Origin of the sequence: Glaciibacter kafniensis (assembly GCF_039538945.1) — a bacterium.
Classification (GTDB): domain Bacteria; phylum Actinomycetota; class Actinomycetes; order Actinomycetales; family Microbacteriaceae; genus Cryobacterium; species Cryobacterium kafniensis.
This window is the reverse complement of the sequence record NZ_BAABCN010000010.1, coordinates 50,416-64,273: the sequence shown is the minus strand read 5'-3', so window position 1 is coordinate 64,273 and position 13,858 is coordinate 50,416. Positions and strand designations below refer to the sequence as shown.

13 protein-coding genes are annotated in these 13,858 nt (G+C 66.5%); 5 read left to right on the top strand and 8 right to left on the bottom strand.

Features of this window, described 5'->3' with window-relative positions:
- Positions 1-64: 64 nt before the first annotated feature.
- The 3 genes from purM to ABD791_RS14710 are packed head-to-tail and all read right to left on the bottom strand — an operon-like array spanning position 65 to position 3,177.
- Positions 65-1,168, bottom strand: a complete 1,104-nt coding sequence (purM, locus tag ABD791_RS14720) for a phosphoribosylformylglycinamidine cyclo-ligase (RefSeq protein ID WP_345068079.1) — start codon at positions 1,166-1,168, stop codon at positions 65-67.
- On the bottom strand, positions 1,165-2,754 hold the full coding sequence (purF, locus tag ABD791_RS14715) for an amidophosphoribosyltransferase (protein ID WP_345068077.1): 1,590 nt from the start codon (positions 2,752-2,754) through the stop codon (positions 1,165-1,167). The genes purM and purF overlap by 4 nt, the downstream gene beginning before the upstream one ends.
- Before the next feature lie 12 nt (positions 2,755-2,766).
- Complete coding sequence (locus tag ABD791_RS14710; protein WP_345068075.1) at positions 2,767-3,177, bottom strand: hypothetical protein; 411 nt, start codon at positions 3,175-3,177, stop codon at positions 2,767-2,769.
- Positions 3,178-3,358: 181 nt separating this feature from the next.
- On the opposite strand from ABD791_RS14710, the gene ABD791_RS14705 reads away from it, so the two are divergent.
- On the top strand, positions 3,359-4,276 hold the full coding sequence (locus tag ABD791_RS14705; RefSeq protein WP_345068074.1) for a ribokinase: 918 nt from the start codon (positions 3,359-3,361) through the stop codon (positions 4,274-4,276).
- A gap of 123 nt (positions 4,277-4,399) precedes the next feature.
- Here the strand turns inward: ABD791_RS14705 and ABD791_RS14700 are convergent, their stop codons facing one another.
- The 3 genes from ABD791_RS14700 to ABD791_RS14690 are packed head-to-tail and all read right to left on the bottom strand — an operon-like array spanning position 4,400 to position 6,125.
- On the bottom strand, positions 4,400-5,053 hold the full coding sequence (locus ABD791_RS14700) for a hypothetical protein (RefSeq protein ID WP_345068072.1): 654 nt from the start codon (positions 5,051-5,053) through the stop codon (positions 4,400-4,402).
- Between the two features lie 44 nt (positions 5,054-5,097).
- A complete protein-coding gene (locus ABD791_RS14695; protein WP_345068070.1) occupies positions 5,098-5,763 on the bottom strand; it encodes an SAP domain-containing protein in 666 nt (221 codons plus the stop codon).
- Entirely contained in the window at positions 5,760-6,125 is a 366-nt protein-coding gene (locus tag ABD791_RS14690; protein ID WP_345068068.1) for a sterol carrier family protein, read from the bottom strand. The genes ABD791_RS14695 and ABD791_RS14690 overlap by 4 nt, the downstream gene beginning before the upstream one ends.
- A 334-nt stretch (positions 6,126-6,459) precedes the next feature.
- Here ABD791_RS14690 and purD point away from each other — a divergent pair, with 334 nt between their 5' ends.
- Positions 6,460-7,740, top strand: a complete 1,281-nt coding sequence (gene purD / locus ABD791_RS14685; RefSeq protein WP_345068066.1) for a phosphoribosylamine--glycine ligase — start codon at positions 6,460-6,462, stop codon at positions 7,738-7,740.
- A 533-nt stretch (positions 7,741-8,273) separates the two neighbouring features.
- On the opposite strand, the gene ABD791_RS14680 is transcribed toward purD, so the two are convergent.
- Positions 8,274-9,833 (bottom strand): DHA2 family efflux MFS transporter permease subunit, encoded by a 1,560-nt coding sequence (locus tag ABD791_RS14680; protein ID WP_345068064.1) that lies wholly within the window; start codon positions 9,831-9,833, stop codon positions 8,274-8,276.
- A gap of 176 nt (positions 9,834-10,009) precedes the next feature.
- On the opposite strand from ABD791_RS14680, the gene ABD791_RS14675 reads away from it, so the two are divergent.
- The 3 genes from ABD791_RS14675 to ABD791_RS14665 all read left to right on the top strand — a co-directional run bounded on the left by ABD791_RS14675 (position 10,010) and on the right by ABD791_RS14665 (position 12,572).
- The gene (locus ABD791_RS14675; protein ID WP_345068062.1) at positions 10,010-10,984 is read left to right on the top strand and encodes a phosphoribosylaminoimidazolesuccinocarboxamide synthase; all 975 of its coding nucleotides are present in this window, start codon (positions 10,010-10,012) and stop codon (positions 10,982-10,984) included.
- 177 nt (positions 10,985-11,161) lie between these two features.
- Positions 11,162-11,536 carry a VOC family protein gene (locus ABD791_RS14670; RefSeq protein WP_345068060.1) on the top strand — a complete coding sequence of 125 codons (375 nt, stop codon included), beginning with the start codon at positions 11,162-11,164 and terminating at the stop codon, positions 11,534-11,536.
- A 166-nt stretch (positions 11,537-11,702) separates the two neighbouring features.
- Positions 11,703-12,572 carry a VOC family protein gene (locus ABD791_RS14665; protein WP_345068058.1) on the top strand — a complete coding sequence of 290 codons (870 nt, stop codon included), beginning with the start codon at positions 11,703-11,705 and terminating at the stop codon, positions 12,570-12,572.
- A 477-nt stretch (positions 12,573-13,049) separates the two neighbouring features.
- On the opposite strand, the gene ABD791_RS14660 is transcribed toward ABD791_RS14665, so the two are convergent.
- Positions 13,050-13,751, bottom strand: coding sequence for a TetR/AcrR family transcriptional regulator (locus ABD791_RS14660; protein WP_345068056.1), 702 nt, complete (start codon positions 13,749-13,751; stop codon positions 13,050-13,052).
- Between the last annotated feature and the right edge of the window lie 107 nt (positions 13,752-13,858).

Sequence of the window (13,858 nt, the reverse complement as noted above, 5' to 3'; positions counted from 1 at the left end):
TCACTGCTGCTCGTCACGATGGGCTTCGATCGGGCCCGGCTTTCGCGCGGGCCCAATCCGAGTCCTAACCGGCGAACGAACCCGTCAGACGCACTGCGCCGCCGTTGACACCCTTGGCGCCCTGTTCGAAGCCGGTGAAGTCGCGCGCCTCGGTCGACACCCGACCGGCAACCCACGACGGGATGCCGTCGGCTTGCAGCAGCGCGATCACGGCGGGCGCCGCATCCGCTGCGACGACGGCGAACATGCCGATGCCGAGGTTCCAGGTGCCCTCTGAGCTTTCGAGGGTGGAACCGGCCATGTCGCTGAGCACGCGGAAGACCGCGGGAGGCGACCAAGTGGAACGCTCCACCTCGACCCAGGAGCCCAGCGGCAGCACGCGCGCCAGGTTGGCGGCGATGCCGCCACCCGTGACGTGGCTGAGCGAGTGCACGGCGCCGGCGAGCGACGGCTCGGCCAGCACGCGCAGCAGTGGAGAGGTGTAGAGACGGGTGGGCTCGAGCAGCACCTCGCCGACGACGCCGCCGAGTTCGGCCGAGGTGTCGGTGAAGCCCACGCCGCGCTGGGCAAGGATGTGGCGCACGAGCGAGTAGCCGTTGGAGTGCAGACCAGACGAGGCCATCGCGATGACGACATCGCCGTTCTCGACCCGTTCGGCTCCGAGCACCTCGTCAGCCTCGACGACACCGGTGGCCGCGCCGGCCACGTCGTAGTCGTCGGGTCCGAGCAAACCGGGGTGTTCTGCGGTCTCGCCGCCGACGAGCGCAGTGCCGGTGGCCGCACAGGCCGTGGCAATACCGGCAACGATCGACGCAATGCGCTCGGGAACGACCTTGCCGCAGGCGATGTAGTCGGTCATGAAGAGCGGGCGGGCGCCGACCACGATGATGTCGTCGACGACCATGCCCACGAGGTCCTGGCCGATGGTGTCGTGCTTGTCGATGGCCTGCGCGATCGCAACCTTGGTGCCGACGCCGTCGGTGGAGGTGGCGAGCAGCGGCCGGCGAAAGCTGGTCAGAAACGAGACGTCGTAGAGTCCGGCGAAGCCGCCGAAGCCGCCCTGCACCTCGGGACCGTGGGTGCGGCTGACCGCCGCCTTCATCAGTTCGACGGCGAGGTCGCCTGCAGTGGTGTCGACGCCGGCTGCGGCGTATGAAGCGTTGCTCATTCTTGTCTTCCTGGGTCGCCGATGGAACGGGAGGGTGTCCCTGGGGTGGCAGTGACACCCGCAGGGGCCGGGTCGAGCAACGACTCGAACTCCGCGTCTGGACCGGGGTCGCATCCGTTTGATGCCGGCTGACGCTCAAGCAGGTTCTTGCCGAGGTGCTCTGCGTCGGGCAGCGGGATCGGGTAGTTACCTGTGAAGCAGGCCGTGCAGAGGCGTTCGCGCGGCTGCTCGGTGGAGGCGATCATGCCGTCTTCGGACAGGTAGCCGAGCGAATCGGCCCCGATTGCCTGACGCACCTCGTCGACACCGAGACCGGTTGCGATGAGTTCGGCCCGCGAAGCGAAGTCGATGCCGTAGAAGCACGGCCAGGTGATCGGCGGGCTCGAGATGCGCACATGCACCTCGGCGGCGCCGGCCTCTCGCAGCATGCTGACCAGGGCGCGCTGGGTGTTGCCGCGCACGATCGAGTCGTCGACGACGATCAGCCGCTTGCCCTTGATGACCGCTTTGAGCGGGTTGAGCTTGAGCTTGATGCCGCGCTGCCGGATGGTTTCAGAGGGCTGGATGAAGGTGCGACCGACGTAGGAGTTCTTGACGAGACCCTGGCCGAACGGGATGCCTGACGCCTGCGCGTAGCCGATGGCCGCGGGGGTTCCCGACTCGGGAGTCGGGATGACGAGGTCGGCCTCGACCGGATGCTCCGCCGCAAGTCTCCGACCCATCTCCACACGGGCCTCGTGCACGCCACGACCGGCGATCGAGGTGTCGGGGCGGGCGAGGTAGACGTACTCGAAGACGCAGCCCTTGGGGTCGGAAGCGGCGAAGCGTTGGGTGCGCAGCCCGTTCTCGTCGATGGCGATCAACTCACCCGGTTCGACCTCGCGCACGAAGCTCGCACCGACGATGTCGAGGGCAGCGGTCTCCGACGCAACGACCCAGCCGCGCTCGAGGCGACCGAGCACCAGCGGGCGAACACCCTGCGGGTCGCGGGCCGCATAGAGGGTCGACTCATCCATGAAGACCAGGCAATACGCGCCACGCAGGCGCGGCAACACTTCGAGAGCGGTCTGCTCGAGCGTGTGGTCTGTGTCGCCGGTGAGGAGTGCCGTGATCACCGCGGTATCGGTGGTGTTTCCGCGACGCAGCTCGCCGTCGGCCTCCGGGTAACGCTCGTGCACGAGCTGCATCAGCTCGGCCGTGTTCGTCAGGTTGCCGTTGTGGCCGAGTGCGACGGTGCCGCTGGTCGTGCGACCCAGGGTCGGCTGGGCGTTCTGCCAGCTCGACGACCCGGTCGTCGAGTAGCGCGTGTGCCCGACGGCGATGTGCCCGAGGAGCGTGCTCAGCGCCGACTCGTTGAAGACCTGGGAAACGAGTCCCATGTCCTTGTAGATGAGGATCTTGCTGCCATCGCTCGTGGCGATACCAGCCGATTCCTGGCCGCGGTGCTGCAGGGCGTAGAGGCCGAAGTAGCTGAGCTTGGCCACCTCCTCGCCGGGAGCCCAGACTCCGAAGACTCCACAGGCATCCTGCGGGCCCTTCTCACCGGGAAGAAGATCGTGACTTAACAGTCCGTCGCCACCAGGCACGCCGCAGCCCCTTTACTCTGAGTTTTCGTTGGAAGAACGGGTGCTGGGGTCAGCATCCGGGGCCGGATCGGCAGGTGTAGCTTTTTCAACGATCTTGTCGACGACGACGGTGCGCGAGCGGCCGAGTCGGTCGAGAATCAGGGCGACAAGAGAACCGAGGGCAACGCCGACGGCCAGGCCGGCGAGCAGCAGAAACCCGAAAACCTGGGTCTTGCCGAAGTCGGGATTGTCGGGGAACGCGACGGTGAGAATGAGCGCGGCAATGGCGCCGATGATCGCGCCGAGCAGCATGAAGTTGAAGTAGCGCGGCGAGCGATGCACCAGAACTGTGGTCTCACCGACGACCGATTCACCGGATGCTGGAGCCGTGTGATCGGGTTCGTTGGGGGTGTCGGGCTGTGCTGGCTGTTCTGCAGAACTCACGGTTCTATTGTCGCATGAGTGTCGCCCCAGCTGGGCCGGTGCCTGGGCCAGTGCCTGGGCCCGTGCGGTGACTGCCGGCGCTGAAGCCGGGCCGGCCGTCTCGTGTCTGTGAGGGGGCGCAGTCTGGAGTGTGCACAGTCTCGGGATGCGATTTCCTCAGGGTGACTGGCAGACTGTCCGGATGACTACGATCGCCGTGCTCGGCAGCGCAAACATGGACCTTGTTGTTCGTCAGACCCGACTTCCGCTTCCCGGCGAGACCATCTTCGGATCGGGCTTCAGCACGGTTCCCGGCGGCAAGGGCCTGAACCAGGCCGTCGCGGCGGCGCGACTCGGTGGTTCGGTTGAGTTTCTGGGGGCGGTGGGCAGCGACGCCTACGGTGCTGAACTCCGCGCACTGATGGCGACCGAGGGCATCCGCACCGACGGTCTGGCCACAACGGATGCCCCCACCGGCACCGCGCACATCTCGGTTGTCGACTCCGGCGAGAACTCGATCGTCGTCGTGTCTGGCGCGAATGCCACGGTCACCACGCTCAGCGAGGCGCAGCGCACGTCGATCGAGGGCTGCGGCTATCTCGTGATGCAGTGCGAGCTGCCGCTATCGGTGCTCGTCGAGGGAATCGCGCTTGCCCGGGCATCCGGTGCCTTCACTGTGCTCACCCCGGCACCCGTGATGCCGCTCCCCGATGGCTTTCTTGCGTCGGTCGACCTGATCGTGCCGAACCAGATCGAGGCCACCGAGCTGACCGGCGAGAGCGACCCGGTGCAGGCAGCCGAGGCGCTGAGCGCCGGCAACACCTGGGCGATCGTCACCCTCGGCGCCCAGGGTTCAGTGATCGCACACAACGGAACTGTGCTCGGAGTCGCTCCGGCCCGCCCGGTGAAGGCGATCGACACGACCGCGGCGGGCGACACTTTTGTCGGCTCGCTCGTGGCGCGCTTGGCCGCGCGTGCGGACCAGACCGCCGCCCCGACCGAGGACGAGATGATCGACGCCGTGCGCTGGGCAACGACCGCTTCGTCGGTGTCGGTCACGCGTGCGGGAGCCACCAGCTCGATGCCGACGCTCGCTGAGGTCGCGGCGATTCTCGCCTAGCTCGCCTAGCTCGCCCGCTCGCCCGCTCGCGCGAAGCATCCGCCCGTGAGGTGCCAACTTTTGCTAGTCGCGGACGCTCGCAACTAGCAAATCTTGGCCCCTCACGGGAGAGAAACCCGCTTTCTAGCTGGCGAGTGGAGAATTGGCGACGATCTCGTCCAATCGGACGGTGTCATACGCGGCATACCAATGACCGTCAGTGAATAGGTAAACGAAGATCGCCCCCTCGCGATCTGCGGTATCGCTATACAGCTCACCATCACCGCTCGGTGAAGCGGTGAATCCATCGGCAACGAGTTCCGCTTTCTGCGCGGCTGCCTGCTCCGCATCGATGGGAGAGAATCCATACATTTCGCTGACGCGCATTCCGTTGGTCACCGGGCAGAGCACCCCGCCGTTGTCTACGAAGAGCGCGAGTGTGCTGCCCTCGCCGCGAATCTTGTTCACGTACGAATCGATGCCCTCCTGATCAGGGAGACCGAAGGTGCTGGCCGCAAACTCCGCGAGGCTCGCGGGTTCGAGGAGATTCTCACAGGTCGCCGCACTCGCCTCGGGCGAAGCGCTCTCCTCGGGCGGGGCGGGCGCCGGCGGCGTCGAGGCAGTGGGCGTTTCCGAGGCTCCCGCACCTGGAGTGGCTGTCGACGAGGATGCGCCAGAATCGGTCGATGCCGTCGCACTCGGTTTTACCGGGCTGAGCTCGGCATCGGCAGCACAGCCGGCGAGGGTCAGTGCCACGCTCACCGCGACGATCATTGAGGCCATTCGAGGGGTGTGCATGTACGAATACTACTGATCAGGCAGCGGATTCATCGCTAGACGAGCTAATCTCGGTCGCGCATGTCGGTCGGCAGCGACCGGTGTCGCTTCCATGCCAGCAGCATCTGTTCTCGGTCGCCGCCGGGATTCTTCTGGTGCCAGTCACGGGCGAACCGATTGAGCTCGAATTGCGGCGCGATGTCGGTAGCAGCCGCATCGCGGGTGGTCGCCCAGTGGTCGAGCGCGTCGGCGAGCCTTGAGGTGCCGTCAGCGGCGGCGAAGAACTCCCGCATCGGCGCATCGAAGTGAAAACCGGGCCCGAGCTGTTCGGCGAACCAGGCCCGCAGGATTTGGCTGCATCGTTGGCCTCGCGGCACGACGGTGTGGGCAGAAAGTGGTTCCTTTAGCTGTCTGCCGGACGCCGGGCGCGGAACGACAGCCGATTGGGCCCGACCGTCGAGGAACGCGCTGATTCGATCGGCGAGCATGATCTTGCCTCCGGATGCGGGCAGCCCGAGCGTGCGGCCGAAGGCGGCGAGCTCGTCTTTGGTCCAATACCAGCGCGCGAACTCTTGCCCGCTGAGTGTCGCGCCCAGCTCGGGGCGCTGCGGCAGGGTGGGCGGGGTCGGCAGGGTCGGCAGGGTCGGCAGGGTCGGCAGGGTCGGCGTCGTTGCAGGCATCCGCTCACACCCATCGCCCTGCGTTGCCGTCGTCTCCTCGTTCAGGCTCACGGCGAGAGGATCGGCAGCTCACCCGACAGATCGGCCCGCTGCCCCGAGGCGTGGATGCGCCCGGTCTCGATTCCGTCGGACCACGCCAGACGGTTGGTCGCGAGTTCGAGCCACGTGGCGGCATCCATTTCGACGACGTTCGGCGGTGTTCCCCGAGTGTGCCGGGGACCCTCGATGCACTGCACGGCGCCAAACGGCGGCACCCGCACCTCGAGCGTGTTGCCTTCGGCCCGCTCGGCGAGGAGTTGCAGGGTGTAGCGCACGGCCAAGGCGCGCACGTCGCGGGGCGCGGCATCCGGGTCGCCCGCCCATGCGCGCACAGCGCTCAGTCCCGCCGGATCGTCGATTCTCGCTCGTGCCATGTGTCAATTGTCGCCCGCCCGCTCCGGTTCGGGCACGCGAGAGGTTGCGGTCCACGCCTAGAGCGCGGGCACAGGGGCGGATTGCGACCTCTCGCTCATCGCCCATGCGTACTCTCGCCGATAACTCGTCTCCCCCTTTTCTCTCGCGAGTTGTCACAGATGGCCCCTTGCGCGCGCCCGAAGGGGCCATCTGTGACAACTCGCGGAGGAAGGTACGAACCTTCGCCCGCATACCGGCGACGAATCCCCCTGTCAAAGACGGATGCGCCCGCCACCGCCAGGACGCCACCGCCAGCGACGGAACGCCACCAGTCGCATCCGGTAACCTGAACCAGTGAAAATACTTGTTCTTGGCTCTGGTGCGCGCGAGCACGCAATCATCACCGCTCTGCTTCGTGAAGGACTCACCGGTGAGCCCCGTCACGAGGTCACCGCCGCACCAGGCAACGCCGGAATCGCCGCCGACGTTCCCGTCGTCGCGCTCGACGCGAACGACCCGGATGCCGTCACCAACTACGCGATCGCGCACAGCATCGAACTCGTCGTGATCGGGCCGGAAGCCCCGCTCGTCGCCGGTGTCGCCGACGCGCTCCGCACCCGCGGCATCCCCGTCTTCGGGCCGGGCAAGGCCGCCGCCGCCCTCGAGGGCAGCAAGACATTCGCCAAGCGCATCATGGATGAGGCCGGCGTTCCGACCGGTCGCGCTGTGCGCGCCGGCACCCTCGCCGAGGCCGAATCGGCCCTCGACGAGTTCGGTGCCCCCTACGTCGTCAAGGCCGACGGCCTCGCCGCCGGCAAGGGCGTGCTCGTCACCTCCGACCGCGACGCTGCGCTCGCCCACTCGACCTATTGGTTGCAGCACGGCAGCGTGCTGATCGAGGAGTTCCTCGACGGCCAAGAAGTCTCCCTCTTTCTGCTCAGCGACGGCCACAACGTGCTGCCGCTCTCCCCCGCCCAGGACTTCAAGCGCCTCAGCGACGGCGACGCCGGCCCGAACACCGGCGGCATGGGCGCCTACTCCCCGCTGCCCTGGCTCGACACCCAGTTCGGCAGTGAGCAGGCCTTCGTCGACGAAATCATCGAAACCGTCGCCCTGCCCACCGTGCGCCAGCTGGCCGCCGAAGACACCCCGTTCATCGGCTTGCTCTACTGCGGGCTCATCTTGACGGATGCCGGCATCCGCGTCATCGAATTCAACGCACGCTTCGGTGACCCAGAGACCCAGGTCGTGCTGCCGCGTTTGATCACGCCGCTGTCCGGCCTGCTGCTGGCCGCCGCGCTCGGCGAGCTCGGCACGGTCGCCCGCCCCGAGTTTTCAACGGATGTCGCGGTGACCGTGGTTTTGGCGAGCGAAAACTACCCGGAGACGCCGCTCGTTGGGCGCCCGATCGCCGGACTCGATGCGGCATCCGCCGTGCCCGGCGTCACGATCGCGCACGCCGCGACCAGACTCGACGGCGACACGTTCGTCGCGACGGGCGGCCGCGTGCTGAGCGTCGTCGCGGTCGGAAGCGACTTCACCGATGCGCGCGCTCGTGCCTACGACGCTCTCGGGCAGATCAGCCTTGAGGGCGGTCAGTTCCGCACCGACATCGCGGCGCGCGTCGCGAACTGAGTTCGGCGGGCCGAGTGGCCGCGGTCCAGATCTCGACAGGGTCGATCAACGAGGCACCGGCGGTCATGACCACGCTGGCCGTGCCTCGGACCCGATCTGGGTGCGCGTTTTCGCTTCTGAACTTCAGAGTCATATGAGTCTGAAGTTCAGAAGCGAAATTGGGCACCCTCTCTCGCTGGTGGTCGAGCCTGCCGAGACTGCGGGAGCCTGGCGAGACCACGCGAGCCGGCCTCTGAACGCTGGTCGCGTCTGATTATTCGCCCGCGGGGTCTCGAGACGTGAGGCCGCTGCGCGGCATGGTGGTGGACGAATATCACCATTCCGGTGGTCGAGGAGCGAGCGCCAGCGAGTGTCTCGAGACCTCGCGAGCCGACGTTCAAACGCAACCCGAGTTCAAGGATTGGCTCGCGAGATCTCGAGACGCGTGCTCGCAAGCTCGCGCGCTCCTCGATCAACGAAACGGCCATATACCTAATTAGACGCGGCCGACTCCGCCGGGCGCTCCTCGACCAACGAGGGGCCGCCCGCGAGAGCTAGCTGGCGGGCACCGATTCCGACACCGGGGCATCCGCCCGCATGTCGCCACCAGCGGCCGCAGCATCACCAGTTGCCCCCGGCCCCCAGGCCACCGGCTTCGGCTTCACGAAGAACAGCACCGCCACCGCACCGATCAGCGCGACGGCCGCCGGCAGAAACAGCGACTGGCCCATGGCCGCGCTGTATCCGGCGTGCAGGAACTCCGGCAGGGCACCGGATGCGCCCGCACCGGAACCGGCACCGGCACCGGCACCCGATGCGTCACTCGACGCAGCCGGCAGCTCGGCCAGCAGCCGCGCCTGCATGATCGCCGCGATTCCGGCGCTACCGAGCACACCTCCCATCTGACGGGTCGTGTTGTAGACGCCCGAACCGGCTCCGGCATCGGCCGGCGACAGGTTGCGCGTCGCCGTGGTCGACAGCGGCGCCCAGATGCCGGCATTGGCCACACCGATCAGAGCCATCGGCAGCAGCAGCAACCAGAGCGGAACATCCGCCGAGAGAATCGCGCCGAGCCAGAACAAGCCGCCGGCCAAGCAGAGCAGTCCGACCAGGGCAACCCACTTGGGGTTGATCCTGTCGACGAGTTTGCCCGTGACCGGGGCGAGCGCGCCGGCCAGCACCGCCATCGGCACCATCAAAAGCGCCGACTGAGTCGGTGTGAGTCCGCGCACGGTCTGGGCGAAGATCATCAGCGGCAGGGCCATGCCGGTGATGGCGAAACCGACGGTTGAGATCGCGATGTTCGCCAGCGAGAAGTTGCGCTCTCTAAACAGCTTGAGCGGCAGCAGCGGCTCGCCCTTGTTCACCGACTGCCAGTAGACGAACAGGGCCAGCACGATGATTCCCGCGCCAATCACGCTCCAGACGGTGATCGGGCCGACAATCGTGCCCCAGTCGTAGCTCTCACCTTCCTGGATGCCGAACACGACGAGAAAGAGTCCGATCGCACTCAGCACCACACCGAGAATGTCGAACCGGTGCTTCTGCGTCGGCAGCGTCGGAACCAGGCGCCAGGCCATCACGAACGCGGCGATGCCGACGGGAAGGTTGATGAAGAAGATCCACTCCCAGCCGATACTGTCGACGATCACTCCGCCCAAAATCGGCCCGGCCAGGGTTGCGATACCGGCAACGGCTCCCCAGAGGCCCATCGCCTGACCGCGACGATCCGGCGCAAAGATGCGCGTGATCACGGCCATCGTCTGCGGGGTCATCATTGCCGCGCCGAAGCCCTGCAGCACCCGGGCGGCGATGAGCATCTCGATTGATCCCGACAGACCGCACCAGACGGATGCCGCGGTGAAGACCACGAGACCGATCAAGTAGATATTCTTCGGGCCGAATCGATCGCCGAGGCGCCCGGTGATCAGCAGCGGCACCGCGTAGGCGAGCAGGTAGGCACTCATCACCCAGATCACCGAGTTCATGTCGGTATTGAGGCCGCTGATGATCGCCGGCGTCGCCACCGACACGATGGTGGTGTCGACGAGGATCATGAAGAACCCGATCACGAGCGCCCACAGGGCCGGCCAGGGTCTGACGACGTTTTGCATTGAAAAGTCCTTGCTGAAGAGCGTGATGCCGGGCGAATGCCGGCAGGTGCCGGGCGACGATGGGCCGGCTGCCAGTCTCGCGTGCGCCACCGACATGGGGCCCTCCTGCGAGCGGAGCATCCCCTCCGCGGAAGGGGCCTTCAGTAGCGTACGCGCAGTTGCGCGACAATGGAGACGTGACTATCGAGAACCAGCCTCCCGCATCCGTCGCCGTCGACCTGCCCGGGTGGCGCCATAGCTACTCCGGCAAGGTGCGCGACCTCTATCTTCCGGACGCCCCGAGCACGGCCGATAACGTGGTCAGCGACACGGATGCCGCAGTGCAGTCCGCGCCGAGCAACCGCATTCTGGTGGTCGCCAGCGATCGCGTCAGCGCCTTCGACCACGTGCTCGAACCCGGCATCCCCGGCAAGGGCGAGCTGCTCACCACGCTCAGCCTGTGGTGGTTCGACCAGCTCGTCGATGTGCCCAATCACCTCGTTCCCGACCATGCGATCGCCAATGGAACCGCGGCGAGCCTCATCCCCGAGGCCGTCGCCGGGCGCGCGATGCTCTGCAAGACCCTCGACATGTTCCCGATCGAATGCGTCGTGCGCGGCTACCTGACCGGCTCCGGCTGGAAAGAATACCAGGCCTCGCAGACGGTGTGCGGCATCCCGCTGCCCGCCGGCCTGCAGAACGGCGATCGCCTGCCCGAGCCTATTTACACCCCCGCTTGGAAGGCGCCGATGGGCGAGCACGACGAGAACATCTCGTTCGAGCGCACCGTCGAACTCGTCGGGGCGGATGCCGCTGCCGCGCTCCGCGATGCCTCCCTGTCGATCTTCAACACGGCCTCAACCATCGCAGAGAAGGCCGGCGTGATTCTGGCCGACACCAAGTTCGAGTTCGGTGTCGACCCCGAAACAGGTGTGATCACTCTCGGCGACGAGGTGCTCACCAGCGATTCGAGCCGCTACTGGGATGCCGCAGCGTGGCAGAACGGCACGACTCCGACCGAGCGGATGGCGAGCTTCGACAAGCAGATCGTGCGCGACTGGCTCGCCGCCAACTGGGACCAGACCGGCACCCCGCCGCTGCTGCCCGCCCACATCGTTGAGCAGACGGCCGCGCGCTATCGCGAGCTGCTGGAGCGCCTGACCTCGGCCTGATCGGTTCGCCTGACCGCGGCGCAGCTCCGTCGCCGAGTGTGACCCTTTCGGTCGAGACACCCCGGCACACCAGGGAAAGTCGACCGCAGCGGTCAAGCTCGGCGAGCCTTACGCTCCGAGCGCAACGCGGCGACACCATCGGGATTCCTGTCGGTTGGTGCGCGTAGTCTGCTGAACATGCGAATCAAAATGTGCAGCATCCACGTGGACGATCCGTCAACCGCATACGACTTCTACACCGAAAAGCTCGGCTTCGAAAAGCTCATGACGATGCCGGAGTACCAGCTCTACGTCGTGAAATCTCCCGACGACCCGCTCGTCGGGCTGCTGCTCGAACCGAGCGACAACTCGGTCGCCCAGGCCTACAAGAAGGGCCTGCACAAGCTCGGCGTGCCGGCCATCGTGTTCGGAACCGCCGACGTGCAGGCCGAGTTCGAGCGCCTCACCGCGCTCGGGGTGCCGTTCACGCAAGAACCGTCAACGGATGCCGCGGGCACGACCGCCATCTTCGACGATGGCTGCGGAAACCTGATCCAGCTCCACCAAGACTGAGCGCGCTCACCCGCCGAACCCGCCGAGTTTGACCGTTCCGGTCGACTTTCCCTGCTCTAACGGGGAGTCTCGACCGGAACTGTCAAACTCGGCGCAGCAGGGCGGCCGACCGCAGTCCGAGCCGACAGGCCGGAATACCTGGCCCACATCATCCGTTGAACTTGGCATGGCTCGATCTACGAATGAACTGTTGGCTGCTGACACCGGCATGGGCGCGGTCACCCTGCGCGTTGGAAATCTCGATGCGATGATCGCGTACTACCGCGATGCCGTGACGCTGACCTTGCTCAGCCACGAGGGCTCGGTCGCCGTGCTCGGCCGCGGAACGACGCCGATCGTGATCCTGCAGCACGCACCAGAGTTGGCCTCGCCAGAGCCCCGCGCGGCCGGCCTCTTTCACACCGCCATTCTGTTCGACACCCAGGCACAGCTCGCCGCAGCCGTCTACTCGGTCGCGACGAAGCATCCGGGCACCTTCACCGGCAGCGCCGACCACCTCGTCAGCGAGGCGTTCTACTTCACCGACCCGGAGGGCAACGGCATCGAGCTCTACTGGGACCGCCAGCGCACCGCGTGGAGCTGGACCCACGGCTCCATCGAAATGGCCACTCTCTACCTCGACCCGAACGCTTTCATCAACGAACACCTGACCGAGCAGGGCCAGACCGACCCGTCATTCGGCCACGCCGTCGTCGGGCACGTTCACCTCTCGGTCGGCGATGTGGCGAGCGCCCGCGCGTTCTACGTCGACCAGCTCGGCTTCGAAAGCACCGCAGAGATGGGCAACTCCGCGCTCTTCGTCTCGGCCGGCGGCTACCACCACCACATGGCCATGAACACCTGGAATAGCTCCGGCGCCGGCAAGCGCCGCCTCGCCCTCGGGCTCGGCCAGGTCGACATCGTCGTGCCGTCGAGCGACGACCTCGGCGCACTGGGCGAGCGGATGTCCCACTACGGCGTCGGAACCCGTCACGACGGCCAGACCCTCAGCTTTGACGACCCGTGGTCGAACCTGATCCGGGTGCGCACGGCGTAGCCGCCAAACGACCATCTTCGTTGGTCGAGGAGGCCGCCCTCGATCGGGTCGAGACCTCGTGAGCCGACGTTTGAACGCAACCCGATTTCAAGGATTGGCTCGCGAGATCTCGAGCTGTGGGGCCGCTGCGCGGCATAGTTGTGAACGAATATCACCATTCCGGTGGTCGAGGAGCGAGCGCCAGCGAGTGTCTCGAGACCCCGTGAGCCGACGTTCAAACGCAACCCACGTCAAGAGATCGGCTCACCGGGTCTCGAGCGGTGAGGCCGCTGCGCGGCATGGTGGTGGACGAATTTGACCATCTTCGTTGGTCGAGGAGGCCGCCCTCGGCCGTCTCGAGACCTCGTGAGCCAATGTTTGAACGCAACTCGAGTTCAAGGATTGGCTCGCGAGATCTCGAGACGCGTGCTCGCAAGCTCGCGCGCTCCTCGATCAACGAAACGGGGCCGAACCTGGTGCTCGACTCGACGCAGACCGCTAGTCGCGCGCCGCCCCGCGGGTCGAGCGCCGCTTGGCGCCCCGCGTCAAGCCGTGCACCGTTGCCTGAAACTCGTTGGCGTTGAGCGGACGACCCGGCAGTTTCGGCCGATCGAGCCCCGCCCCGCGCAGCCCGTCGAGTGCGATCGACAGCTGTCGGCGCCACTGACCGCTGTACCCCTCGCCGAGGGTTCCGAGTGACCCGACCATCGTCACGATCATTCCCACATCGACAGCTGCGACATCGCCGCGCAAATCGCCATCGCGCTTGGCCTGGGCAACAAGTGAGGTCAAGAAGGTTTCGAACTCGACCGCCGGCCGATAGCTCGGGTCGATCACCGACATCCGTCGCAGAATCGGCGGGAGAGACGGATCGGCGACCAGCCATTCAGCGACGCGTTCGGCATAGACGACCACGCCGTCCCATGCTGAGGGAGCGGCGACAATTTCTTCGCGCACGGTGCCGAGTTCGCCCAGGGCGATGTCGTAGAGCGCGCGCACCAAGTCGTCGCGGCTCGGAAAGTTGCGATAGAGGGTGGCCACTCCGACATCGGCGCGTCGGGCGATCTCCTCGAGCGACGCATCCACTCCGTTCTCGGCGATCAGCGCTCGCGCCTCGGTCACCAAACGTTCACGATTCAGCCGTGCGTCTTTGCGCCGGGGCTGGGCCGGATCCTGGGCGGCGCGTGCAGACGATGTCATGAGGATAATTCTAGATCGCCTACCTGCGTAAGCTCGGAGGAATCCCTCCGCCGCCTCTCGAGTGAAGGATTTTGGAGCCACTGCCTTGCGGCCCTCGCCAGGAACCC